Genomic DNA, 23,479 nt, shown 5'->3' with positions numbered 1-23,479 from the left:
GGATCTTCCATGCAAGTGCTTCCCCCTTTCAAACGCGTGGTCACCGGGCATGATGCCCAGGGCCGTGCGGTCGTCGCCAGTCTTGGAGCAACGGCCAACGTCTTCGCACTGCAAGCGGTGCCTGGCACGGTGTTTCATGAGATATGGAACAGCAGCGGCAGTCCGGCACTGCTCGACAATGCCGATGATCCAACCAGCAAACCTTTACAGCTGAGCCCCGGCCCGCTGGGCAGTGTGATTCGCGTCGTCGATATTCCGCCGGACAGCGTGCAGAACCAGGTCAGTGATGCCGCTGCTGCGGCCGCATTTGCCGAAATTGGTCAGGCGCATGCCGGTACCGGTCAGGCGAACTCGCGGCACAAACTGATGCACCGCACCGAAACCCTCGATTACGGCATCGTCACCGAAGGCGAAGTCTGGCTGGTGCTCGACGATGAAGAGATCCACCTCAAACGCGGCGACGTGGTGGTTCAGCGCGGCACCAATCACGCGTGGAGCAACCGTACCGAGGCCATGGCGCGCATGGTGTTTATCCTGCTGGACGGGCGTTTCGCCGCTGAACTGCAAGACTGCACGGGAGAAAAAGCATGAAGCTCGCAACCCTGAAAAACGGTACCCGTGACGGCCAATTAGTGGTGGTTTCGCGCGACATGGCCCGGGCGCTGGATGCTCGTTCGGTGGCGCCGACCTTGCAGCAAGCCATCGAAAACTGGGCTGATGCCGAGCCGCGTTTGCAGGCCCTGGCGCGTGAGCTTGAAAACCACGATTGCCGCGAGGCCTTTGCCTTCGACCCCGCGCAGGCGATGGCACCGTTGCCGCGTGCTTACCAATGGTGCGATGGCTCGGCGTTTCTCAGTCACGGCGCACTGATGCAGAAAGCGTTCAACCTCGACCCGATCGAAGGCGCTGACCGCACGCCGTTGATGTACCAGGGCGCCGGTGATGACTTCATCGGCGCACACGATGACATCGAACTGCCGAGCGAAAGCCAAGGCATCGATTTCGAAGGCGAATTTGTCGTGCTGGTCGATGATGTGCCGATGGGCTGTTCGGCGGAAAACGCGTTGCAGCACATCAAACTGATCCTGCAGATCAACGATGTCAGCCTGCGTGCGCTGGCACCGCGGGAAATGCGCACCGGGTTCGGTTTTCTGCAAGCCAAACCGTCCTCCAGTTTTGCCCCACTGGCGATTACCCCGGATGAACTCGGCGAAGCCTGGCGAGACGGCCGCGTCAATTTGCCCCTGCAAGTGCAGTGGAACGGCGAGTGGTTTGGCCAGCCGCACGGCGCGCAGATGAACTTTCATTTTGGCCAACTGATCGCCCACGCGGCCTTAACCCGGCGCTTGCGCGCCGGCACCCTGATCGGTTCCGGCACGGTGTCGAACGCCGAGCGCAACGTCGGCTCGGCGTGCATCGCCGAACGTCGGGCCATTGAGATGATTGAGCAGGGCGCGCCGGTGACAGGCTTCATGCGTTTTGGTGATCGCGTGCGCATGGACGTCACCGGCAGCGATGGCCGGTCACTGTTCGGTGCGATCGATCAACGCGTCGTCAAGGCCCACGGCTAAGGAACGCCCATGCGTGTACTGATTACCGGAGCCAATGGCTTTGTCGGCCGCGAACTGCTGCGTTGTCTGCTCGCGCGCGGCAGTCTGCGCGGGCAAGTCATTCGTTCGCTGCTGGTGCTGGACACCGATGTCCAAGGCCTGCCGGACGATCCGCGTCTGCGCCGGCACAGCGGCAGCGTGACGGATGCAGCGTTGATGCGTCGTGTCCTGGCCGATGGCATTGATGTGGTGTTTCACCTGGTCAGCATTCCCGGCGGAGCAGCGGAGGCGCATTACGAATTGGGTTATCAGGTCAACCTGCTGGCCAGCCTCGAACTGCTTGATCAACTGCGCAACAAGGCGCGACCTCCGGTGCTGGTGTATGCCAGCAGCGTTGCGGTGTATGGCGCTGATCTGCCGGCGAAGATGAACGAGCAGGCTGAACTGCACCCGCAACTGTCGTACGGCACACACAAGATGATGGTCGAGCGTGCGCTGATCGATCTGGGGCGACGCGGTGAAGTCGATGGCCGCGCGGTGCGCCTGCCGGGGATTGTCGCGCGCCCACGCGAACCCAACGGCTTGCGCTCGGCCTTCATGAGCGACTTGATGCGTGCCTTCGCCGAGGGCGCTGAGTATTGCTGCCCGGTATCACCGCAAGCAACAGCGTGGTGGATGTCGGCGCGCTGTTGCGTAAACAACCTGATCCACGCCGCCGAACTGGATGACGCCGCCGCGCAACAGCGGGTCTGGCAACTGCCGGTGCTGCATTTGTCCATCGCCCAGGTCATCGATGCACTGGCGGCAACTTACGGCGAGCAACGCCGTGGGCTGATCAGTTTCGCCGCGGACCGTGACCTCGAAACCTTGTTCGGGCGCATGCCGCCCTTGAAAACCCCGCAGGCCCGCGCTGCTGGCTTCAGCCATGACGGCAGCGTCGCCACGCTTATTCGCAACGCCCTCAATCCAGCCCCTTATCGGCCTCTGCCGTTGAACGGAGATACGCCTCATGTCACAGCCCATCCAGCGTAAACGTCGTCTGGTCGACCTTTCGGTGACCCTCGATAACAACCCGTACACAGACCCGCCACCGCTGTTGCCGAAAATCGATTACATGGATCACCAGCAAGGCTGGCCGGAGATGGCGGCGATGTTCCCGGGGTTGCAGCTTGAGCAGATGCCCGGCAATGAGTCGTGGGCCGCCGAGCGCTTGCAGATCACCACCCACAGCGGCACCCACATGGACGCGCCTTGGCATTACGCCTCGACCACCGATGGCGGCGAGCCGGCGTTTGGCATTGATGAGCTGCCGCTGGACTGGTGCTTGCAGCCGGGGGTCAAACTGGATTTTCGCCATTTGCCCGACGGTCACGTGGTCACGGCAGAAGAGGTCGAAGCGGAACTGGCGCGTATCGAGCACGTGCTGCAACCGCTGGATATCGTGCTGGTCAACACACGCGCCGGGGCGTTGTTTGGCCAGCCAGGTTACCTCGATGCCGGCATTGGCATGGGACGCGAAGCGACGATGTATCTGCTGGAACGCGGCGTGCGCGTGGTCGGCACTGACGCCTGGAGCTGGGACGCGCCGTTCAAATACACCCGTGAACGTTTTGCCGCCAGCGGCGATGCCTCGATCATCTGGGAAGGGCACAAGGCCGGGCGCGATATCGGCTACGGGCAAATGGAAAAACTGGCCAACCTCGAATCCCTGCCAGCGAGCGGCTTCACGGTGTCGTGTTTTCCTTACAAGATCCGCCATGCGTCTGCAGGTTTTGTGCGTGCGGTGGCTATTTTCGAAGAGTGATCGGGCTGTTTGAGGCATTCCTTTAACGACAATAAGAGAAAACCGATGGCTCTATTGCGATTACCGCTGACGGCACTTTTTTGCGCCCTGACAATGGGCGGCGGCGTGGCCATGGCGGCCAGCCAACCGAATATTCTGCTGATTGTGGCGGACGATCTCGGGTACTCGGATCTGGGCAGCTATGGCGGCGAGATTCACACCCCCAGGCTGGATGAACTGGCGCAACAGGGCGTGCAATTCACCAGCATGTACGCGGCGCCGACCTGTTCCATCACTCGATCGATGTTGCTGTCCGGTACGGACAATCACTTGGTCGGACTGGGCACCATGGCCGAAGCCTTGCAACCGTTTCAACAGGGTAAACCGGGGTATGAGGGGTACCTGAACGGGCGCGCCTACTCGGTTGCCGAGTTGCTCAAAGCGGGCGGCTACAACACGCTGATGGTCGGCAAATGGCACTTGGGTCTGGAAACCGATCAAGGCCCTGACCGGCGCGGTTTCCAGCAGTCGTTCACCTTGCTGGAAGGCGGGGCGACGCACTTCAAACTCGCCAGCGTTGCACCGACGCCGTTGGAGCAAGTGCGTTACCGTGAAAACGGTCAGCCGGTAGAGGTGCCCGACACGTTCTACTCCACCGACTTTTACACCGACAAGCTGATTGGCTACCTGCAAAACAGCCAACGCCAAGGCAAACCGTTTTTTGCCTATGCCGCCTACACGTCACCGCACTGGCCGTTGCAAGCGCCCAAGGAATACCTGGACAAATACCGCGGCCGCTTCGATCAAGGCTACGACACCGTGCGTTCGTCGCGCATTGAGCGGCTGAAAAAACTCGGCTTGCTGGACAAGGACTTTCAGCCGGCGCAACCGTTGCCCGTTAACCCACGGCTGCCCGGTTGGCAGCAACTTACGGCTGAGCAGCAGAAAGTCGAAGCGCGGAAAATGGAGATCTACGCGGCAATGGTCGACAACCTCGATCACAACATTGGCCGGGTTATCGACTACCTGCGCCAAAGCGGCCAGTACGACAACACGGTGATCGTGTTCATGTCCGACAACGGCGCGGCGGCGGAAAACCACGCGCAGTTCTATCCACCCGGCGCGAACACCGATAACAGCTTGGCCAATCTGGGCCAGCCGGGCTCGCAGATCGACTATGGTTTGCGCTGGGCGGAAGTCAGTGCCGCGCCTTTTCATTTGTTCAAGGGCACCACGGCCGAAGGCGGAATCAGTGTACCGGCGATCATTCAACTGCCCAAGACACTGCGTCGTCAGGGCGTAGAAAGAGGCGTAGCGCGGGTGGATGATCTGGCGCCGACATTCCTTGAGTTGGCGGGCATTTCCTTACCGAAGGAAGCGGATAAACACCCGATCACCGGCCGATCCATCCTGCCAATGCTCGAAGGCAAGGGCAGCCCTCACGACGCTGAGAATCTTGCCGGAGAGTTGTTCGGCAATGCTTATTATCGCGAGGGCAACCTCAAATTGTTGGGCATGCGCCCGCAAGCGGGGTTCGGCGACCATGCGCAGCCGCCGCAATGGCAGTTGTTCGATGTCGCTCAGGATCGTGGTGAAACCCATGACCTCGCGGCTGCTCAGCCGCAGACGGTCGAACGGCTCAAGGCCGCGTGGCTCAAGCATGCCGAGCGGGTCGGCGTAGCGTTTCCGCCGCGCTAGCACGGCAGAGGCTTTGAACACAGTGGACGGCGTTTCTCGCCGCCACTGTTTTGCGGCCATCAACCCGTCGGATTGCGCAGTCGCTCGATGATTCTGCGGGCACGATTGGCTCCGACGTCGACATGAATATCAATCATCGGACGTGTACCGAACCGGCACATGTTCTGGTACTGCGCTTCGATCACCACTTTGTCTTCGTCGAACGTCAAACGCGTCTGATGCAGAACTTTGGCTGTGACGGCCTCGGGATCATGTTCAGGGTTGGTGGCCATGGTCCAGAAATAGTGGCTTGTGGTGTCTGTTTCCGGCGTCACACCGTGAAAACCTCGCATATGAAAACCGCCTCGATCCGGGTTGTTCAGGTCGTCTGTGCCCGCGTCTATCGCGCCGGTCCAGATGCGCAGGTGATTGAAGTGAAATTCGATCTCCTGCCAGCGGTCGATGTTGCCTTTGAACGGGTAGGCCGCGGTGTAGGTCGGCGGCGGAACGGAATCGGGCATGTGGCGAACCACGCGAACCATCGAGTCATCCCCGTCCACGCTCATCTGCGCGTTCATGTGAATGCTGGCGTTGCCGCCAATGGTGTGCAAATGGACGTAGCCCAAGTGGCTGAGGTCCATGAGGTTGTCGTGGATGAGTTGATAGGGTGCGTCGTAGTGATAGACATCACCGTCGAACAGGTATTTGCCGCTGCTGTGCACGTCATAGACCGGTGGCGCGAATGTCGGCTCTGGATGCTCGGCGCTGCCAAACCAGATCCAGATGATCTGATCCTGCTCCCGGACCGGGTAGGCAGGCACTTTGGCTTTGCTCGGGATCTTGTCCTGGCCCGGAATTTCGATGCATTTGCCGCCTTCATTAAATAGCAGACCGTGATAGCCGCAGCGCAAACCGCGTTCCTCCACCGTGCCGCCGGACAGGGGCAGTGCGCGATGGCAGCAGCGGTCTTCCAGCGCGGCAACCTGGTTATCTGCCGTGCGAAAAAGCACCACCGGTTTGTTCAGCAACGTACGGCCAAGGGGCTGGTCTTTCAGCTCGCGGCTCAAGGCTGCGACGTACCATTGATCGAGGGGGAAGCTCGGCGCAGTGGCCGGGGCAATTTCATGGGCGAGGGGTTGGGCAGCGGTAGTCATGATGTTCTCCGGCGAGCGGTCGATGCTCGGTTCAGGTCAAAGATCCAATACCAGGCGGGGCGATTTGGCACGTGAGCAGCACGGCGTGAAACGGTCGTTGGCAGCGTGTTCGGCGGCGGTCATGAACTGGTCACGGTGATCGCCAATGCCTTCGAGCAGGCCCGTGACACAAGTGCCGCAGACCCCTTGCTCGCACGATGATTCGATGGCAATCCCAGCCTCATCGAGCACTTCGAAAACGGTGCGATCGGCGGGGATGTAAAAAATCTGTCCTGTGCTCGCCAACTGAACTTCGAAAGGCGAATCAGCGCTTGCATCGACAGGTGCGGCGGCGAAGAACTCTCTGTGCACGCGATCTTCCGACCAGCCAGCGGCCTGCGCGGTGTCGAGGATAAAATTCATGAAACCGGCGGGGCCGCACACGTAAAGGTGAGTCGTGGTATCTGGCGCGGCGAGGAGGGCGGTTGCATCGAGTTTCTGTTCGGGCGATCCGCTGTCGTCATGCAAGTGCACGTGGCTGGCGAACGGCGCTTGTCGCAGGTACTGGATAAACGCGGCGCGTTCGTTGGATCGGAAGCTGTAATGCAGCTCGAAATCCGCGCCTTGATGATGAAGCTCATGCGCCATTGCCAGCATCGGCGTAATGCCAATACCACCGCCAAACAGCAGGTGACGGTTGGCTGAGTCCGCGAGTGGAAAGAGGTTGCGTGGTTCGCTGATGCTGAGTGTCTGGCCTTGGCTGATGGTGTCGTGCATCGCAGTGGAACCGCCGCGTGAGGCGGGATCCTTCAGCACACTGATTACGTAGCGATGACGTTCTTTTGAGTCATTGCACAGCGAGTATTGCCGGGTGAGGCCGCCGGCAATGTGGATGTCGATATGGGCACCGGCATTGAACGGTGGCAACGGCTGATCGTCCGCTGCGCACAGCTCGAAACTGCAGATGCCCTCGGCCTCGACGACCTTGCGGGTGACGTTGACTTGAAGCATGACTTCTCCCTCCACATTGAAGTGGCTGCTGAAAAACGAACGGCAAAAAAGGGGGCGAGCGGGTGACGAATCAGCCGGGCAAGAAGACGTAGAAAGGTTGGGGAATCATGGGCGCCAAGAAAGGGCACGGGTGAGGAGCGTTCATAAGCAAGACCTGTTAATTATTTTTTTGAGGTTGTGCTACGGCGTATCATGCGGCGCATCGTCCGCAATGCCAGGCTGAGTGAATCCTCAGATAATTTAGTTGCGGTGTCAACCAAATTGCAAGATCTTCGATCTACGGTGTTTTCTCGATGGCTACCGATACACAACTGAACCTGTCGCGTTATGTACCTGGTCTGGTGACTTTCCTGGCGAACAAACTCGCAACCGGGGCTTCCCAGTGCTACCGCAAACACTTCGGAATCGGCGTGGTTGAATGGCGGATGCTGTCGATGCTGGCGGTTGAATCCGACATCACCGCCAATCGAATCTGCCAGGCGATCGGTCTCGACAAGAGCGCTGTCAGTCGTTCATTGCAGACACTGGAAGCAGCGGGGCGGATCACCAGTCAGCTGGATCCCAAGGATGCGCGGCGTTACACCGTGCGATTGACGGCCAGCGGTAAAGAACTGCATGACCGCGTGCTCAAAGTCGCACTTGAGCGAGAAGCGCGTCTGCTCAGCGGATTGACGCCGGCTGAGGTTGATACGTTGATTGACTTGCTTGGGCGCCTGCATCTGCAAGTACCCAATGTGAACAGTTACGACCCGAGTGAGGAGTGAGTCGCGGCAGACCGCAGCGTGGAATTGGCGTTGAAAGCTGCTGCGCGGTGCGAGTTGCCGGACTGCTGATATCTGCTGTGCAGGGGTGTACACGTCTAGCCGAACGCCTGAATTCCGCCCATCGTGACTGAAAGAAACCGGCCAGGAATGATCACCATGATGCGCCTGGAAAACGGGCTGGTTTAATGATTGGAAGCGTTGCTCTGTTGCTGAAGCTCAAGTTGCCTGGCGGCACTGGCTTCCAGAGTGGCGCGCTCTTCATCCAGATACCGATAAACGCTTTGGAGGTTGGCGATTTTCTGTTTGATGTCGGCCATCTTCTTTTCAATCAGCTTCGCGCCTTCAGCACAATCGATCAGCTTGTTCCGCTGAGCATCCAGAATCTCGCCTATTTCCCCCAGAGAAAATCCCATGCTTTGCGCGCGCTGGATAAAGTCCAGATCCTGCAGAGTTTGCTCGTTGTAAACGCGATAGTTGTTGGTTTGCCGTAGGGGGGAGATCAGGCCTATTTGCTCGTAGTAGCGCAACGTATGACGGCTGGCGCCGCTGCGCGCTTCGAGTTCGCCGATTTTCATGGAAACACCGCTTGACTGTAGAGTGGGGTCGATACTTTACGCTTGATTTCTCACCTTCAACAAGGAACAGGGAAATGAGCGTGGAGTGCTTTGTCACAGGCGGGACGGGTTTCGTCGGTCAACATTTAGTGGCGAACCTGAGTGCAAAAGGTCACACCGTTCGGGTGTTGATGCGTCGCCCGGAGCGACTGGCGGCCTTGCGCGAGCAAGTCGATCATTTGGGCGGGTGCGCAACCCGGGTATTCGCCGTCGCTGGCGATCTGGAACAAGACAACCTCGGGCTGAGCGCCGCTGACCGAGAAGTGCTGAGGCGCGCCAGCGTCATGTTCCACTTGGGCGCGCACTTCGCATGGGGGCTTTCAGTGGAGCACTCTCGTGCGGTGAACGTAGAAGGGGCGAAGCGCGTGGCGCTGTTGGCGGCTGAGCAAAAAAGCCGTTTAGTGATGATCGGCGGCTACATGCTGAAAAATCATGAACATCTACAACGCATCGGAATTGACCCTCGCTATCCGGAACGGACGAATTGGCCTGCCGTCTACCGGCGTGTCGGTGGTTACGAGGGAAGCAAGCTGGAGGCGCATTTTGCGACCCTGGAGGTCATGTCAGCCAAGGGCGGGCAGATTACAGTTGTCCACCCTGCGACGGTCTGTGGCCACAGCCGCACGGGGCATATCCTTGACGGTCAGCCGCTGGTGGAGCTGATACGCAACCTTGTGCAGGGCAAGTTGACTGCGGTGCCCGGCACCGCCAGGCACTGGCTGCCACTGGTCACCGTCGATTACCTGGCTGAACTGGTGGCAGTTTGTGCGTTTGATCCTGCCATGGTGGGTCAGGAACTGCTGGCGCTTGATGACCAGACGCCAAACCTGCGAGAGCTCCTGGCACAGGCTGCACAACCGTTGGGATTAAAGTCTCCCAAGCATCACATTTCAATTCGATTACTGAAGCTGCTACTGAGTATTCCTCCCGTAGCGAGGTTCTTGAATTCAAAACCCGAAGCCCTGGATTTTATCCAGACCACTCGTTTTAATACGGCGGCGGTTGAGCAATTTGCCAACAGACATGGAATAGCCAAACCGGATATACGTCAGTCTCTGCAGCACACTGCCATGTTCGTCAACTCGTATTGCATCGCCAAAGGCCAGGCCCTCTGACCGTTGGCGACATGACGGCGAATAGCACTCTATCGGTATTAGTCGGCTGTTCGTGTCCTCAAACTTTGCGCCGTCGATACAGGGCGGCTTTCTATCGAACGACCATTCAGCGACAGGGATCGTCATCCATGCAATCGACTTTCAGGAAAGGCGTCATATTTGCACTCTCCGCTGCGGCACTGAACGCAACGATCGGGGTACTCAGCAAAATACTCATGAGTAATGGTTTCACCTCTACCAGTGTTGCTGTCATCAAGACCGTACTGGGTTGCGTGCTTCTCTCGATTCTGTTGTTTTTCCTCAAGCGCCCGGCGACATCGACCAAATGGACGCAGGCGGCTATCTGCGCGTTTCTTGGCATCTTTGTGCTGTTCCATTTCGAAACGTCCGCCTATCGACACTACGCTGCGGCAGGTGTTGTGGTGGTGCTGATGGCCAGCGCGTCAATTTCCTCGATCATTCTGGGGCGCATTTTCCTCAAGGACGCGATCACCGCGAACGCTACTGTTGGCGCCACACTGGCTATCGCCGGAATCTCGGTAATCTTCGGCGGCGACCTGCAGCAGGGCTTTACACTGCAAGGTGCTGCGCTCGCCGCCGTGGCCGGTTCCGGCTATGGAGCCTTTTCGGTGGCTATGAAGCGTATGGGGGTGTCGGGAGGACTGCACTTCACCCGCCAATTGCTGTTCTTTGGCAGCCTGTACTTGCTGATGCCGGCTGCCGCCGATGGTTTTGTAATAGGCGAGTTGTCGCCGATGGCGATCGCCGCGTTGCTGGCGTTGGCCACGCTGCCGACAATCCTGGGCTTCTTCTGCACAACCAAGGCCATCGAGTATCTCAAGCCATCCCAAGTACAAGCGCTGGAATTGACCGAGCCACTGTTTGCCGCGCTGCTGGCGTTTGTGGCGCTCAATGAAGTACCGCGCGAAAGCCTCTACGCGGGAGCGGTGCTGATCATAGTCGGCCTGTGTTTCTCCAATGAGCTCATACGCTTGGGCAGCAAAGCTTCCGTCCCTTCGACCGAGTGAGGCTATTTCGGATCCTTATTACGTGCGGTCCAAGAAGAATACGATGAAGAGAAAAGCAAGAAAGGCTGAAGTTCTGGCTGGAAAAACCGGGCCCAGTCTAAAGCTGACAGTGGAGGGTATGCGGTTGCTTCGATGCTTTTCAATGAACATCATCAGAACTCGACAAGGAGGAGTCCCCCATGACCAAACCAATGCTTCATTTGATGTCAGGCAAGATTGCATCCGGTAAATCGACGTTGGCCAAGTCCTTGGCGTTTGAACGGTCGGCTATTTTGATGAGTGAGGATCATTGGCTCTCAAGGCTTTACCCTGATCAGATCCAATCAGTGGCCGATTACGTGAGGCTTGCGCGTCAGATTCGGGCACTGGTGGGCCCGCTTGTCATCGATGTGCTGAAGGCTGGCGTGACTGTGGTTCTGGATTTCCCGGCCAACACGCCAGAGGATCGGCTGTGGTTACGCGGTCTGGCTGACGCTGCCGAAATTCCCCACTGTTTCCACTACATCGAAGTGGATGATGAGACCTGTCGGGGCAGGCTACATCGGCGCAATGGCCGCGCCGAGCATGAGTTTACAGCAAGCGACGCTGAGTTCGATTTGATAACGAGCTACTTTCGTGCTCCAGATACGAATGAGGGGATACGGATTGAAATTCACCGATACTGAAGGGCGGGCATATTTCTTGGAGTGAGTTATCTGGAACGTCTGCTTCTGGCGTCGCAGGTGATCGTTGATGAGAGGGGTAACCATGAACAACAGCCGAACTGCACTGGTCACTGGAGCAACCAAAGGGATCGGTTTTGCACTCAGTACTCAGTTGAATCAGGCAGGCTGGAATGTGGTCGGCATCGCCAGGCATCCGGTTGATGATTTTCCCGGGAAGCTGTTGCTCTGTGATTTAATCGATGCTCAGCAAACGAGGAAAATGCTTGAGAAACTCCTGGAACGGACCTCTATTGATGCCGTCGTCAATAACGCAGGTGTTGCGTCTGCGCAAAGCCTGGAAACGCTTGAACTCGAAACACTCCAAAACGTTTTTGACCTGAATGTCAGAGCCTCGGTACAAATCACCCAGGCTTGCCTGCCGTCTCTGAAGCGATCGTCTGCGGGACGCATCGTGAATGTCTGCAGCCGTGCCATTTTTGGAGCCCGGGACAGAACCGCTTACGCTGCCGCAAAAAGTGCATTGGTGGGGGTCACGCGTACGTGGGCACTTGAGTTGGCGCCCATTGGCATTACGGTCAATGCAGTCGCACCGGGCCCCATAGACACCGAGCTTTTCCGAAAAAACCGTCCCGTGGGAAGTGAGGGTGAGCGTCAGATACTCTCCACCATTCCGATGCAAAGACTGGGCACGCCATCAGAAGTGGCCTCGCTGATTACCTTCCTGCTGAGCGAGGGAGCATCCTTCGTTACCGGCCAGGTGATCAGCGTCGATGGGGGAGGGAGTCTCGGTGGCAAATAGCGATACGAAGAAGATTTCCGGCCTTCGTTCCCGATCATGGAATTTAACTGATGAGTCGGATGCGACAGTTTAATGAGGGAAACTCATCAAAATACGCTTACGTGATCCGTAGAATCATCTGACGTGGTCGCTCGTCCGGCTTCCATCCCGGTTTCAAGTTGTGAGGCCTCATGAATGTAAGCCGCGCCAACGTCGCAGACTTTGTCTACTTTCTCGCCAGTTTATTAGGAGTGGTGGCATTGGCTGGATTACTGGCAGGACAAGCGCTGGCCGCCGAGGAAAATGGCTTGGTGGTGCGCATCGCGCAACTCGAAATCGATCCTGCACAGGTTGCGGCCTATCAAGCCGCAGTCAAGGAAGAGATCACAGAGTCGACTCGAACAGAGCCGGGCGTCATATCAATCTACGCCGTCGCCGAAGTCGACCGCCCGAACTGGTTTCATTTCTTCGAAATCTACGCCAGCGATTCGGCATACCGAAGCCATATCGAATCGCCGCACTTCAAAAAGTACGCTGCCACAACCCAGTCGATGATTGTATCGAAGCGCTTGATTGAAACCGCGCCAATCGAGCTAAGCCCCCGGCCTGCGCCGTAACAGGCCAGTTCGAAAGAGATTTGCGCGCTGGGCGGGCTGGCTTTTTAAATGGAGGAAAGTGATGAAAAGGGATGAGTTCGACGCAGACCTTACGGTTCACGTTTAACTACACTAAATGGTCGTTTAGTCGAGTTAACGTAAATTGGCGGCATATTTGACGGAGAAGAGCCCATGATCATGTGTGAAGCCAAAGCTGAAGACATTATTAAAACGTTGGATCTGCAGCCTCACCTCGAAGGTGGCTATTTCCGTAGAACCTATCAGGCCGATCATCGCGTCCCACTCGAAACCCCCAGCGGTCCACGGTATCTGATGACCTCGATTTACTATCTGCTGGATCAGCAATCACCGGTGGGCCAGTTTCATTTCAATCGATCCGACATCCTGCATTATTTCCACCTGGGCGACGCCATTGAGTACAGCCTGATTCATGCTGACGGCTCGTTGCAGACATTGGTGATGGGCGCCGACATTCTGGCAGGACAGCTTTTGCAATTACGCGTACCGGGTGGACTATGGAAAGCTTCGCGGTTGCTCGAAGGCGAAAACGGATTTGGGCTGATCAGCGAAGCCGTTTCGCCAGGATTTGATTTTGCCGATATGGAAATGGGTGATCGGCAGAAACTCACGCAACAATTTCCACAGCATCGAACGCTGATTGAAAAGCTGACGCGTGATGAGGGTTGAGCGCCGTCGAATTCAAGGAAAAGCAGTGGATCGGATTCAGGTCGATTCTGTAGGCTGAAATCCACTGTGCAACCGGGCTGATCTCGCAACATCTTGTTACGTGTAATGTATATTATGTTAAATCATGTATTACGCTATGCGCCCTTGCAGAGCGGCAATTGCCTAAAACCAAAACCCCGCTTTGCAGACGCGACTCTCACTCAAGTTGTAAACGTTGAAACAAAAGCGGAGTTCTGTCGCATCACCGGAAACGCTCCCTCTTCAACGTGTTGCTCCCGACAGCTCATCTGATACCAGAGATGCGGGCTGGCCACTGTCGGTATCAAAACGGAACGTTTAGAGGCTCGGCCGACGAAATCCCTCGTTTTTTCCCGTTCTGAAATGTCGAAACTAAAACGGAAAAATATTCCGACTCCAATCTCTGTCACACCTAACCCACTAAAATTCCTACTTTTCTTAAAAGCGCATTTTCTGCGTCTGGGCGTCTCTGTCGGAGCCAAAACGGAAAAATATTGCGCCTCGCGATGTGTTCGTCCTCCCGGATTGCCAAATCTGCTGACTTAGCTACATTGGTGCCGGTGCATCGTTCCAAACGGCCCCCCTTCAAGGACGTAAAGGTGTTCCCGAGATCAATCCTCACAAACCGTGGTGAAACCGCACATCGTGCCGAAGCCGATGAGCGCTCCACATCCCAAGCGACCCTGATCTTGGGCTACCTGGCCTTGTTCCCAGCCGAAACAGGCGCAGTCGAAACCTACGAGCATTTTTGCCGCTATGCCGATAGCCTTCCTTCCTCTATACGCAGTAAATCTCGCATCGTGGTTTTCCTAGAAAAATTCGTCCTCTGGGCGATTTGCATCGCAAGGAAGCCACTGAGCGAATTTTCCGCACCGGATCTAAGGGCATTCAGCGCCTTCTGCGCGCGGCCACCGGTGGCTTGGATTGGCGGCCGGAATGAAAGGTTTGTCATCGATAAAGGTACCGAACGCCATAACGAGGACTGGAAGCCATTCTTACAGTCGATAGCAGATCCGGCACGTGGATACGTGACTAACCGATTCTTCAAGTATTTAAGCTCGGACTTGGGTGTACAGCCCAGGCTATCGAGCTCCGAGTTTTATAAAGCACCGCGAGCGCCGTTCAGTGGCCAGGATGACTCCCAAGCCCAACAGTACCTTCAATACCTCGCAAACCTGACGCCAGCCAGCAAGGTTTCTGAGCGTAGTTTGTTCGTGTTTTCGGTCTGCTATCACCTTCGCCTCAGCTTTAAAGAGTGGCGCTCAGAGCGCAGTCACTTTTCAATGGCGTGCTTTTCATCGATGGGTTCTAGCGATCCGCACTTCACCATGCGAGGTGATATGCGAGACTACAACATCGCGATACCCCAGGCCCTCATAGACTCGATAATCAGATACAGGAATGGTCTGGGCTTGAGCTCCATACCTTCCTTGGACGATGGCGATCCAATACTCACGGAAGCCTTACTCGACAAACTAATGTGGAGACTGCCCAAAATGCCGGGAGTGGGACGCTCTCCTAGCGAACTACTTGATCGAGCAGTGGGTTTTCGTATCAGTCAGCTTGATACACCTGCACCTGCACCTGCCCCCGCTCCCTCCGGAAGCGAAAGCTCGCGCCAGTACCGATTGAGTTGGGAGCGTAAGCAGGTTTCGAAATCACGTAGGGCCGTCCATCACCAAGATTCTGCGGATCTGGACACGGGTTATCATACTCAGGAGCGCCCGCCTCCATTATTTGGTATGCAACAAAGAGAAGTGCTCCTTTTTTCAACGACTCAGGGGCAAGCGTATGTATCAAGGTGTTTTCCAGCTAATTGCTGCAAGATAGCACTGGAATCTTTAGAGATACTTCGGGCATACCGATCATGTAGTGCGGATCGGTTAAAACTGATAGCGCTTGAGAAACTGCTACTGTGGTCAGTGTGTGTCAAACACAAAAGCTTCTACTCGTTGACCCCGCTTGATGCTCGGGAGTTTTACGAGTTTTGTCTCGCACCGCCTTCGAGCTGGACTGGTAACTATCCGCAGACAAGGCTGGGCGTCGGAGATCCGGGCGTACTGCCAAATCCGGATTGGACTCCGTTCCGAATCTCTGGCGGCGATAAAGAAAGTGGTATTCGGGCAGGCCGAATCATGGACTGGTGCTATAACGTTTATAATTCGTTATTGGTGATTGAATCGGTCAAGCTTAATATTTTTTCTGGTCTGATGGACTAGGTCTGCAGGATAGCTAAAAGAGTCGTGCAAGACGTCCATCGGTAGTGGATGACCGGATAAGTCCCCTCCTCGACCCCTGCCATCACGCTGATAGAACGCACTCAGGCGCTCATCGCATTCAGCGAGCGCGCCCTCCTCGCCGGCGGCCGAGTAGGTTTCGTGATGAAGAACAGCGCTCTGTGGCAATCTCGACTTCACCTTTGCCGGCCGTTTATTCGGTCGGTTACCAAGCGCATAGCCCGAAAACTGGATAGGCCTGGGGAGCAATTCCAGCTCTTTGGCATGCCCTCGATGTCGCTGCGGATTACACCGATGTACACACTACCGAGGCCGAGCGATTCAAGTGCTACCACGGCATTCTGGGCGGCCAGGGCTGCGGCAATCGTCTCCATCAACAGGCTTTCCAGGTAAGGAAGGCAATTCTTGAAACCGTGGAGAGGTCAGCAAGCCACACGACGAACAGCGGCGCGTGGCGAATGCAGGCCTGATTACCTGCAAGGGCCGATAACCGATTCTTGCGCTCGCCAGCCTGAACAGCCCACGACACCCAAAACTTGCAGATTCGAGGAGGTAGAAGCCGACTGCGCGGATGCGACGAGCGTCTCGATCGTGCCTTCAGGCAGCGGCTGGTCAGTGAAGGCGCGAACACTTCGATGGTCGAGTAATTGATCGAGGGTGTCGTTCTATCGCTTGAGCGGCGTGATATCTGACGCGCAGCAGCTGGCCACCAGTTTCGGCCGCGCGGTTGCTTCACGTGATATCTCTAGAGAAGATCGAGACTACCAAATCATGCCCCGCGCGACACACCTACCCTGGGCAGTTCCATGTCAGCTTGGCAGGGGCCAGGTAACCCGGCTTTAGAGTTATCTGCTCATCTAACCCAGGAGCGCTGAAAAGCCTGAGTACAGTGGCGCGCGGGCGCTGGAGATCCCCGTCCTTGTCGCGGGTGTAGCAAATACTATAGGTCGGGATCGCTATCGTTTCCCTCTGCCGGAGTCTTGGGTGAAGTAATACTTACGTAAACAATAGTCCCGCTTAATTGATCAGTTATGACCGTCAAGTATGGCTGGGATCCAGAGTTCTGGTCAGCAGGCACGATGTCGATAGGTGAGTGATCAATTACCATTGAATAAAGTTTCATATGTTTTTCTCCAAGGATCTACTTCGCTTGCCGTGAGCTGACAGATAATTTGGGAGTTTGTCGCTCTTGAGTGTAGATCTAAACTTGGCTTCTGTATCAGCTACACCCTTGCTCCCATATTGCCCCCACTCCGCCCTCCTACATTGGCTGCCTTCAAAAATGGCTGAAGCGCAGCATGCAGACGATGGTACTCCTCAAACTCTGAAGACACCTTCTGATTGACCAACGCCAAATTCTCTCCATTTGCGTACGTTTCAAGAGTGGTCAGATCGACCTGGCGATCGTGACAAAATCGCTCCAGCAGAATCCAGAACGGTTCCTTGTGATCGATGTGTAAATTCTTTCGATCTGTGATGATCGCCCCTTTCACCGAGCACATCACCGGAATTCCGAGCGCGTCACGAAACGCGATCAATTGAGAGCGCACAACAAACCTCAATGCCTCACACACCTTGCCATGTGGCGATTGGACGACACCGGTAATGCAGCGTTTATAGGAGAAGCCTTCTTCACTGCCATCGGTGCGAACGAGTTTGATCCCCCTACCCGCTCCCAAAACACTTCTCACGATCTTGAAGTGGTCAATGCCGACACCAATTTTTCTGCTCGCCTCAGAATGCATTGCTATGAGTAGGTGCATTTTTTTGACTGCGAGCTTGTTGGTGATTACGCCTGTTGGTGCGCTATGCAGGTAGTCTTTGAGTCGATCCAGCAGCTCTTTTTTGGATTTGTACTCAAACGGCCCCAACCAGAACATTCAGAAGTCTCCCTACCTCATCGGTAAATCCGAGTCGCAATCACAGACGCTGCGGGCAGCCCCCGTCAGAGGAGTCGCAATAAACCTCAGGTCGTTGCCTTACACCACTGCCTGATCAGCCTCAGTCGCGATCACATCCTCTGTTGTAACATTGTTGGTAATGCCGAAAGGAACGTGTACAGACGGAGCAACCGCGCTGGTCGATTTAAGATGCCCGGATTGGTCATCGAAGAAAATGTGCGGTTTCAACACGGCCAGAATTTTGCCTTTCTCGATGCCACCCAGAAAGAAAGCGTCGTTGGCCATGACGCCCCAACTCTTGAGGGTATTCATCGCACGCTCATGAGACGGCGCATTTCGCGCCGTGACGATCGAAACGCGAATACGGTTTTCGTACTTCGGGTTTTGCTTTTTATGCCTCTCCTCGACCGATTGGATCTTGGAAATCCGCACCATGAACTCCTTCAACGGCCCAGGGTTATGCGGCTCCATGACGTTCTTCACTTCATGGGCATGAAACACTGACAGGCCAGAGGCCTGCATGATCGTTTCGGATTCATCGCCGGCTAGTACGCCGTCAAAGTCGAATGCGATACGCAGGGTTTTGTCAGCGTCGTCGTCTTCGAACTTTGAGTCGAGCACCTGCCCTGCGGGATAACCCGCCTTAATAGCAGCCTCCACGTCTTTTTTGTCACCAGACAAAAACAGAGCGATATTCAGTGCCGGTATGTACTCGTAAGGGGATTTTCCTTGCATGAAAATCGCCCTAGTCATCCCAAGCCCGTAGTGCTCGATTGTCTTCAGTACGCGCAGCCCGGTGTCAGGATCATTTCGCGAAAGAAGAATGACCTCTACTAGCGGATCCTCTGGATCAACGCTCAAGTCATTCACCGACAGCAAACGCTTAATGAAGGGAAAAGCTATCCCTTTTGGAAGGGGGATGTGAAGGTTTTCTTGCTGAAATTTGCGGTACTCCTCCTCTCCTTGACTCTGAAACACGGCATCCGATGCCACCAAGTCGAAAACGGCGCTGGAAGCCACGCCTATTACCAAACGGTTTTCCAGGTCATAGGGCATTCTTATCACTCAACTAAAAAACAGGTTTATCAGGGTTAAGTCAATCTGTGTCATTCAAGCAGCCTATCGCTAACGCGCAGGATTCAAGTATTTACTTTTATATATAACATTTGATGATTGTCAAGCGAAAGTATCTTGCAAAGTAAAAATCTACCCTGTTAGTTTGTTCATACAACAATAAAAAAGGAGTTGTGCAATGGAGTCTTATTCCATTCACGTTGAACATTCAGAAAATATCAAAATGGCTTTTGTGGTTTTTAATGACTTAGGTGAGGTTCCGCAGTCAGTGCGCGAGTGTAAATTCCAAACGATCGGATGGATATTATGTGTGTTCGACAAAATGCGAGCGCTCGTAGATGAGTGGGACGAAATTATCCATGAAAGCAACGTTTCCGATGCGTTGATAAATCTGGCGTCATTGGACTGGAAGACTGCCTGTGCTCTTGTGCGAGCTGAAACTTGGCGGGAGCGTTTCAACCTTATTTGGCCGCTATTGGGCTATCAAGACCAAGCACTTGCACTCGGTTATGACTATGACGACGAGGAAAATAAAAATTATTGGCCTGGTTTCGATTCGTTCAACATGATGTTTCGCGACTTCGTGAAGAAATTACCCCTTCGAAATCGCAGGCGTGCGAGCACTGAACATGTAGGCGAATAGAAGGAGGTACTGATGTTGACGGCAACGCCCTTGAGAGCGGAGATAACCTGTCAGGCGCCCTGAAGCCAAAGTCTGCGGCGAAATTGATGATGAAGAGGGTTTTGGCAAATCCTAAAAACTTGGATTCGAATTCTGCCGGATGGTGCTCTTGTGAAAAGGTGTTGCCTCTTGTCTCTTGGTTTTCCTCGGAACTCTGCATCCGGGCCTTGCTGTTTTGGGATCAGAGGTCTCAGCCGCGCTTTGGTGCTTTAGGGTCAGAGATCTAAGTCGCTCTTTCACCCGTGGTCGATTGAAGAAAATGAAAACAAAACGCCCCGCACAAGACGGGGCGATTAAAACCACGCAGGATTACGATTGAGAAAGAACAGAACCTGCCAAGCTCAAGACGGTTTCACTGTGACCCTCCTCACTCAGGATCTGACCAGCGAGTTCCTGCATACGCTCACCAGTTTGTTTATCAGGAGATGCTTGAGAGAGCGCCGAACCAGCTAGCTCAAGAGCCGCCTCGGAAGCTGTAGGCTCGCGCAGAACGGCGGAGGCCAGGGAAGCAATAGACGAGCTTGTTTGTTTAGCGTTGATGCTCATGGTCATACCTTTATATTTGAGATTAATGGCCTGACCAAATACGCGCATCGAACCGCGTGTCACATTAATTTGACGCGACAGCACGCAGTTCGATGTAATGCGCGCACTGAAGTCAGGTTGTTCAACCGTTTGGCTTCGAGAGCGAGTGGTAACAGTATGTTTGGCGACGTTGCGTGATCACTCGCTGAATTTTACCTACCCTAATGGGGAACGGTGCCAAGCCCCATATATAGGGGTAAATCGCTCGACGGACACAAGATGAGCGATTTTTTACTACTAATCAAGTCATGCCTTCATGATCTTCCTGCGCATATCCTGTTGGGGGGGCCAAGCGGCAAACCGTCAGGCTTCCAGATCACATTGAAGGATTTGAGCTTTTTACAAGAAATGCCAGCATTGGGATTCACCTGACTAAAATGTCCTAACCGAGCAGGCGGGATTGAAGACTTAATTTTTTGATTAGGTCACTCGCGCAGCAGGCAACTAAATTTGCATTTCCCTTCAAGACAGAACATTCAAATCATCACAGGGTCGATGTGATTCAGCACCGCACCTTGGAAACTTAAACCTGGCTTGCTACTTTCACTTCTGTTTGGCGCAAAAAAACATTCAGCCTTGCAACCATAAAAGCCCCTCAAGCTCTTCAGCGACATCATGAACTTCGATCGCAGCGAGTGAGTCAGGAGCAATATCCAAAACGGTATCAAAATAACCAAACGAATCATCGAAAGATCGGCCTTCGTCATACTGATCGATATGGTATTCATGTTCAGAAGAGAATTTTGAACGCAAAAATGGTACTTCCAACCCCTTCAGTCTTTTATAGTTTTTCACGGCAAACTCTGAACGCCACACCAGCAATCCCAACATCTCTTCTAGCTCTGGAGTTTCTTTATCGGTTAGACCGCACAGCTTAGGTATAGGGGTGAAATTTGTCAGCAAGACATGCACGCCCCCTAACGACCCGTTATTCAACTCTCTAATTTTGTTGCAGTATCTTTTTGAGCTCGCGCAAGAAAAAGGACAGGCAGCATCGACTAACAAAGCGATTATGTCGGAATTTATCAGAGTCTGAGGAAGACTATGATTAATATCCAGAAAAACAAGATCATAGTTTTTCTTCAGATTATCAAACTCGATATCAGAAACTTCCTTGCGAGCCAGCCTTTCAATATCATCGCTGAAAACCGAGCGATATTGGTCTTGCTGATTTTTTTCCACCACCGCTCTGATTGATTGCGTTTCACCTTGATACATGACGATATCAGCCTCATCGTAGAAGTCGACTGAACCTGCGACTTTACCAGAAGCCTTCATGTGTGCCTTTTCGCTCTCGCTGGAGCTACGGAATACTGGATCATTGGTGACGACAGCTACCTTAAAGCCCTTTGATGCAAATGCTGCAGCCACAACAACCGTAATCGGCGTTTTCCCCACACCTCCCTTATATGCCGTAACACTGATAACTTTCGCGCAGGGCCAAAATATTTTGTGAGCCCGGAAAAACTTACCAAGGACTTCAGGTTTTATTTTTATCCTAGATTCTGAATCACTCGACGCCTCATATCCCTGCCAAGTTCGATAGTCTCGTCCCACTGAATCTGCTGCATCTTTGATCGATAAACCTCTCGACAATCTCAGTGCCTTTAATTCTTCTGGCTTAATCACATCACTCATTGCTTTGCCCCTCTAGATTTCTACCAAGCCTATACTTGCAATGGCCATGCGAACAGATGAAGCGCCCTCCTATTGACAAAAACCATCTAGGCATTCGCCTTAAGGTCAAGCAGCGCAAACGAGCCTAACGAAGAATTGGGTGAGAAGGAATGCGTAGATAATTCCGGACATTTATCGGGTACGACCCATCATCCGGCTATTTTTCCGAAGGAGAGTTCCGGTTGAGTTCAAAACTGAAATCTGCGGGGCGGCCATTGTGGAGTGCACGATTTCTCAATGTCAGTGAGAAAATCCTACTCGTGTCGGCTCGACACCGACTAGGAGCTGGTGGATTGTAAGAGCACCGATTAACTCTGATCACGATGGCAGTAAGGGCTAACGTTATAGCAACTTAGAAGTGAGTCGCATGCTGGCAGCCATTCATTTTTACAAACACTGGCAAGATGATGTGCTTTCGAGCAGCAAATTACGATGCGCTAAGCTATCGCTCGGTAGCGCCGCTAAACGACTTCGTGAAAATGCTTTGGGCTCAAGTTAAGAGAGGTTTGCGATGGCCTGAAAAATTTTAAAGCGGACTCTGTCGCAGCTAGAGGCCGACAGCTGCCATCCAACTGCAGCGATCGTAGACGCTGTAGAGATCAACGTCGCAGCAGCGAAGAAGAACATGTGGGGATTTTGGCGCTCACACCGTTCTTCCTGCGCGCCTCTGTCCGCATAATAAAATGGGTCGATTGAAGCGCCCAACCACCTACTTTCAGAGAAATCCCCATTGCTTGGAGTGATTACACTTCGCCCCTAAACGACGCCAACGCCAGCGAGCACGTCGCTCACAGCGGGTTCCTGATGAACCACCCATCAACATGTATATATCTAAAGGAGATTGGAATGACAGAAGAAGCTCAAGGCAAAAGCAAGGTCGATGCCGGTCAAGCTTTCTCCATTGGCTTGATAGAAAAGGCCTGGGAGTTCAAATGGGGTATCCAGTTGATCTACATCGCCCTGTATGCCGATGCGGTGCTAGCTTGGATTCTTCACAAGAATTTGCTGTCGGTTACGACGGGCAGCACACAAATATGGGAATCGATAGGCGCCCTCCTCTTGGCAGTGGCAGGATTCGGCCTCACCGTGTCGTTCGTCATCCCACTGTTTTATGAGCTTCTGAGGAAATTTATATTCGAATTTTCGCCTGATTTCCTTTTGAGCGCTTTTAGCGAACCCGACGCCGGGCCCAGCCAAGTATCAATCGGCTATTTGCACACGGAAGCATTACGCACAAGCGATGACTTCTTGATGGCGATCTATCGTGAAAAGAAGGCCCTCTGGATCCGCAGACTGAACGATCAACGACAAGCTTCGACTCTCATCATCGGATTGCTGCTGTTGACCACAACGAATATTTTGACAGGCTATGTGTCTGGCACTGAGACGCTGATCCTGTGGCTCACCAAGGGATATCAAGAGCCATTTTACCTGTGTTTAGCCCTCATTTCTGTCCCCCTTCTGACCTTCACGATTCTTAAACCCTTGCCATCGGACTATGTCTTTCATCCGCAACTACGCAGAAAACAGGATCAAGAGCGAAAGGAACTGTATAGCTCCGATGGGATTACGCGATTGGGATAGCAGGAAGCCCTCAGCCAGCGATTCAGATGAGGAAAGCAGATTGGTAAAGACGGAAAGCCAGAGGATTTTATCGGTGATATAGGAGCGGGTGATCAGATTTTTTATGGGCTTCTGCTCCGTCGATGGAGTGACCGCCAATAAAAGCAGTGCTGATAAGCATGGTTGGGACGTCTTCGTCGAGGTCGAACAGGAAACCGGCACGCTTACCCTGATTACACTTCATAAGCCCATCATTGGAGGCAAAGTCCAAGTAAAGTCCACGCGTACCACGTCGCTGAAAGTGGATGTCACCCTGTCCA

23 protein-coding genes are annotated in these 23,479 nt (G+C 54.3%); 15 read left to right on the top strand and 8 right to left on the bottom strand.

Annotated elements, in window-relative coordinates:
• Window positions 1-9 precede the first annotated feature (9 nt).
• The 5 genes from QOM10_RS15150 to QOM10_RS15130 are packed head-to-tail and all read left to right on the top strand — an operon-like array spanning window position 10 to window position 5,031.
• Window positions 10-591: a cupin domain-containing protein gene (locus tag QOM10_RS15150; RefSeq protein ID WP_316916391.1), complete on the top strand. Its 582-nt coding sequence runs from the start codon at window positions 10-12 to the stop codon at window positions 589-591.
• Complete coding sequence (locus tag QOM10_RS15145) at window positions 588-1,571, top strand: fumarylacetoacetate hydrolase family protein (RefSeq protein WP_127927685.1); 984 nt, start codon at window positions 588-590, stop codon at window positions 1,569-1,571. The genes QOM10_RS15150 and QOM10_RS15145 overlap by 4 nt, the downstream gene beginning before the upstream one ends.
• Before the next feature lie 9 nt (window positions 1,572-1,580).
• Window positions 1,581-2,582, top strand: a complete 1,002-nt coding sequence (locus QOM10_RS15140) for an NAD-dependent epimerase/dehydratase family protein (protein ID WP_316916390.1) — start codon at window positions 1,581-1,583, stop codon at window positions 2,580-2,582.
• Window positions 2,560-3,354 (top strand): cyclase family protein, encoded by a 795-nt coding sequence (locus tag QOM10_RS15135; RefSeq protein WP_316916389.1) that lies wholly within the window; start codon window positions 2,560-2,562, stop codon window positions 3,352-3,354. The genes QOM10_RS15140 and QOM10_RS15135 overlap by 23 nt, the downstream gene beginning before the upstream one ends.
• A 45-nt stretch (window positions 3,355-3,399) precedes the next feature.
• Window positions 3,400-5,031 carry an arylsulfatase gene (locus QOM10_RS15130; RefSeq protein ID WP_316916388.1) on the top strand — a complete coding sequence of 544 codons (1,632 nt, stop codon included), beginning with the start codon at window positions 3,400-3,402 and terminating at the stop codon, window positions 5,029-5,031.
• Window positions 5,032-5,090: 59 nt separating this feature from the next.
• On the opposite strand, the gene QOM10_RS15125 is transcribed toward QOM10_RS15130, so the two are convergent.
• A complete protein-coding gene (locus tag QOM10_RS15125) occupies window positions 5,091-6,164 on the bottom strand; it encodes an aromatic ring-hydroxylating dioxygenase subunit alpha (protein ID WP_316916387.1) in 1,074 nt (357 codons plus the stop codon).
• Window positions 6,165-6,200: 36 nt separating this feature from the next.
• Window positions 6,201-7,154: a PDR/VanB family oxidoreductase gene (locus QOM10_RS15120; protein WP_316916386.1), complete on the bottom strand. Its 954-nt coding sequence runs from the start codon at window positions 7,152-7,154 to the stop codon at window positions 6,201-6,203.
• 293 nt (window positions 7,155-7,447) lie between these two features.
• Here QOM10_RS15120 and QOM10_RS15115 point away from each other — a divergent pair, with 293 nt between their 5' ends.
• Window positions 7,448-7,918 carry a MarR family winged helix-turn-helix transcriptional regulator gene (locus QOM10_RS15115; protein WP_316916385.1) on the top strand — a complete coding sequence of 157 codons (471 nt, stop codon included), beginning with the start codon at window positions 7,448-7,450 and terminating at the stop codon, window positions 7,916-7,918.
• Window positions 7,919-8,100: 182 nt separating this feature from the next.
• Here the strand turns inward: QOM10_RS15115 and QOM10_RS15110 are convergent, their stop codons facing one another.
• Complete coding sequence (locus tag QOM10_RS15110; protein ID WP_137217009.1) at window positions 8,101-8,493, bottom strand: MerR family transcriptional regulator; 393 nt, start codon at window positions 8,491-8,493, stop codon at window positions 8,101-8,103.
• Window positions 8,494-8,567: 74 nt separating this feature from the next.
• Here QOM10_RS15110 and QOM10_RS15105 point away from each other — a divergent pair, with 74 nt between their 5' ends.
• The 7 genes from QOM10_RS15105 to QOM10_RS15075 all read left to right on the top strand — a co-directional run bounded on the left by QOM10_RS15105 (window position 8,568) and on the right by QOM10_RS15075 (window position 15,659).
• The gene (locus tag QOM10_RS15105) at window positions 8,568-9,647 is read left to right on the top strand and encodes an SDR family oxidoreductase (protein ID WP_316916384.1); all 1,080 of its coding nucleotides are present in this window, start codon (window positions 8,568-8,570) and stop codon (window positions 9,645-9,647) included.
• A gap of 128 nt (window positions 9,648-9,775) precedes the next feature.
• Window positions 9,776-10,675 (top strand): DMT family transporter, encoded by a 900-nt coding sequence (locus tag QOM10_RS15100; RefSeq protein WP_316916383.1) that lies wholly within the window; start codon window positions 9,776-9,778, stop codon window positions 10,673-10,675.
• A 179-nt stretch (window positions 10,676-10,854) separates the two neighbouring features.
• The gene (locus QOM10_RS15095; protein WP_127927671.1) at window positions 10,855-11,340 is read left to right on the top strand and encodes an AAA family ATPase; all 486 of its coding nucleotides are present in this window, start codon (window positions 10,855-10,857) and stop codon (window positions 11,338-11,340) included.
• Between the two features lie 82 nt (window positions 11,341-11,422).
• Window positions 11,423-12,139, top strand: coding sequence for an SDR family oxidoreductase (locus tag QOM10_RS15090; protein WP_316916382.1), 717 nt, complete (start codon window positions 11,423-11,425; stop codon window positions 12,137-12,139).
• A gap of 170 nt (window positions 12,140-12,309) precedes the next feature.
• Window positions 12,310-12,735: a putative quinol monooxygenase gene (locus QOM10_RS15085; RefSeq protein ID WP_316916381.1), complete on the top strand. Its 426-nt coding sequence runs from the start codon at window positions 12,310-12,312 to the stop codon at window positions 12,733-12,735.
• Window positions 12,736-12,906: 171 nt separating this feature from the next.
• Entirely contained in the window at window positions 12,907-13,422 is a 516-nt protein-coding gene (locus tag QOM10_RS15080) for a cupin domain-containing protein (RefSeq protein ID WP_150751395.1), read from the top strand.
• Window positions 13,423-13,934: 512 nt separating this feature from the next.
• Window positions 13,935-15,659 carry a hypothetical protein gene (locus tag QOM10_RS15075; protein WP_316916380.1) on the top strand — a complete coding sequence of 575 codons (1,725 nt, stop codon included), beginning with the start codon at window positions 13,935-13,937 and terminating at the stop codon, window positions 15,657-15,659.
• Between the two features lie 488 nt (window positions 15,660-16,147).
• On the opposite strand, the gene QOM10_RS15070 is transcribed toward QOM10_RS15075, so the two are convergent.
• The 3 genes from QOM10_RS15070 to QOM10_RS15060 form a co-directional block, all read right to left on the bottom strand.
• Window positions 16,148-16,267, bottom strand: a complete 120-nt coding sequence (locus QOM10_RS15070; RefSeq protein ID WP_256594745.1) for a hypothetical protein — start codon at window positions 16,265-16,267, stop codon at window positions 16,148-16,150.
• 633 nt (window positions 16,268-16,900) lie between these two features.
• On the bottom strand, window positions 16,901-17,557 hold the full coding sequence (locus QOM10_RS15065; protein WP_316916379.1) for a DUF3223 domain-containing protein: 657 nt from the start codon (window positions 17,555-17,557) through the stop codon (window positions 16,901-16,903).
• 99 nt (window positions 17,558-17,656) lie between these two features.
• Entirely contained in the window at window positions 17,657-18,634 is a 978-nt protein-coding gene (locus tag QOM10_RS15060; protein WP_109784844.1) for a 5'-nucleotidase, read from the bottom strand.
• Between the two features lie 196 nt (window positions 18,635-18,830).
• On the opposite strand from QOM10_RS15060, the gene QOM10_RS15055 reads away from it, so the two are divergent.
• Complete coding sequence (locus tag QOM10_RS15055; RefSeq protein ID WP_109784845.1) at window positions 18,831-19,295, top strand: hypothetical protein; 465 nt, start codon at window positions 18,831-18,833, stop codon at window positions 19,293-19,295.
• A 348-nt stretch (window positions 19,296-19,643) separates the two neighbouring features.
• Here the strand turns inward: QOM10_RS15055 and QOM10_RS15050 are convergent, their stop codons facing one another.
• On the bottom strand, window positions 19,644-19,964 hold the full coding sequence (locus QOM10_RS15050; protein ID WP_256594721.1) for a hypothetical protein: 321 nt from the start codon (window positions 19,962-19,964) through the stop codon (window positions 19,644-19,646).
• 525 nt (window positions 19,965-20,489) lie between these two features.
• Window positions 20,490-21,557 carry an AAA family ATPase gene (locus QOM10_RS15045; protein WP_109784846.1) on the bottom strand — a complete coding sequence of 356 codons (1,068 nt, stop codon included), beginning with the start codon at window positions 21,555-21,557 and terminating at the stop codon, window positions 20,490-20,492.
• 885 nt (window positions 21,558-22,442) lie between these two features.
• Here QOM10_RS15045 and QOM10_RS15040 point away from each other — a divergent pair.
• On the top strand, window positions 22,443-23,180 hold the full coding sequence (locus tag QOM10_RS15040; protein ID WP_109784847.1) for a hypothetical protein: 738 nt from the start codon (window positions 22,443-22,445) through the stop codon (window positions 23,178-23,180).
• Window positions 23,181-23,479: the final 299 nt, after the last annotated feature.

This window comes from Pseudomonas sp. P108 (assembly GCF_032613195.1).
Classification (GTDB): Bacteria; Pseudomonadota; Gammaproteobacteria; order Pseudomonadales; family Pseudomonadaceae; genus Aquipseudomonas.
The sequence above is the reverse complement of the archived record's forward strand: the minus strand, read 5'-3'. Positions and strand labels throughout refer to the sequence as shown.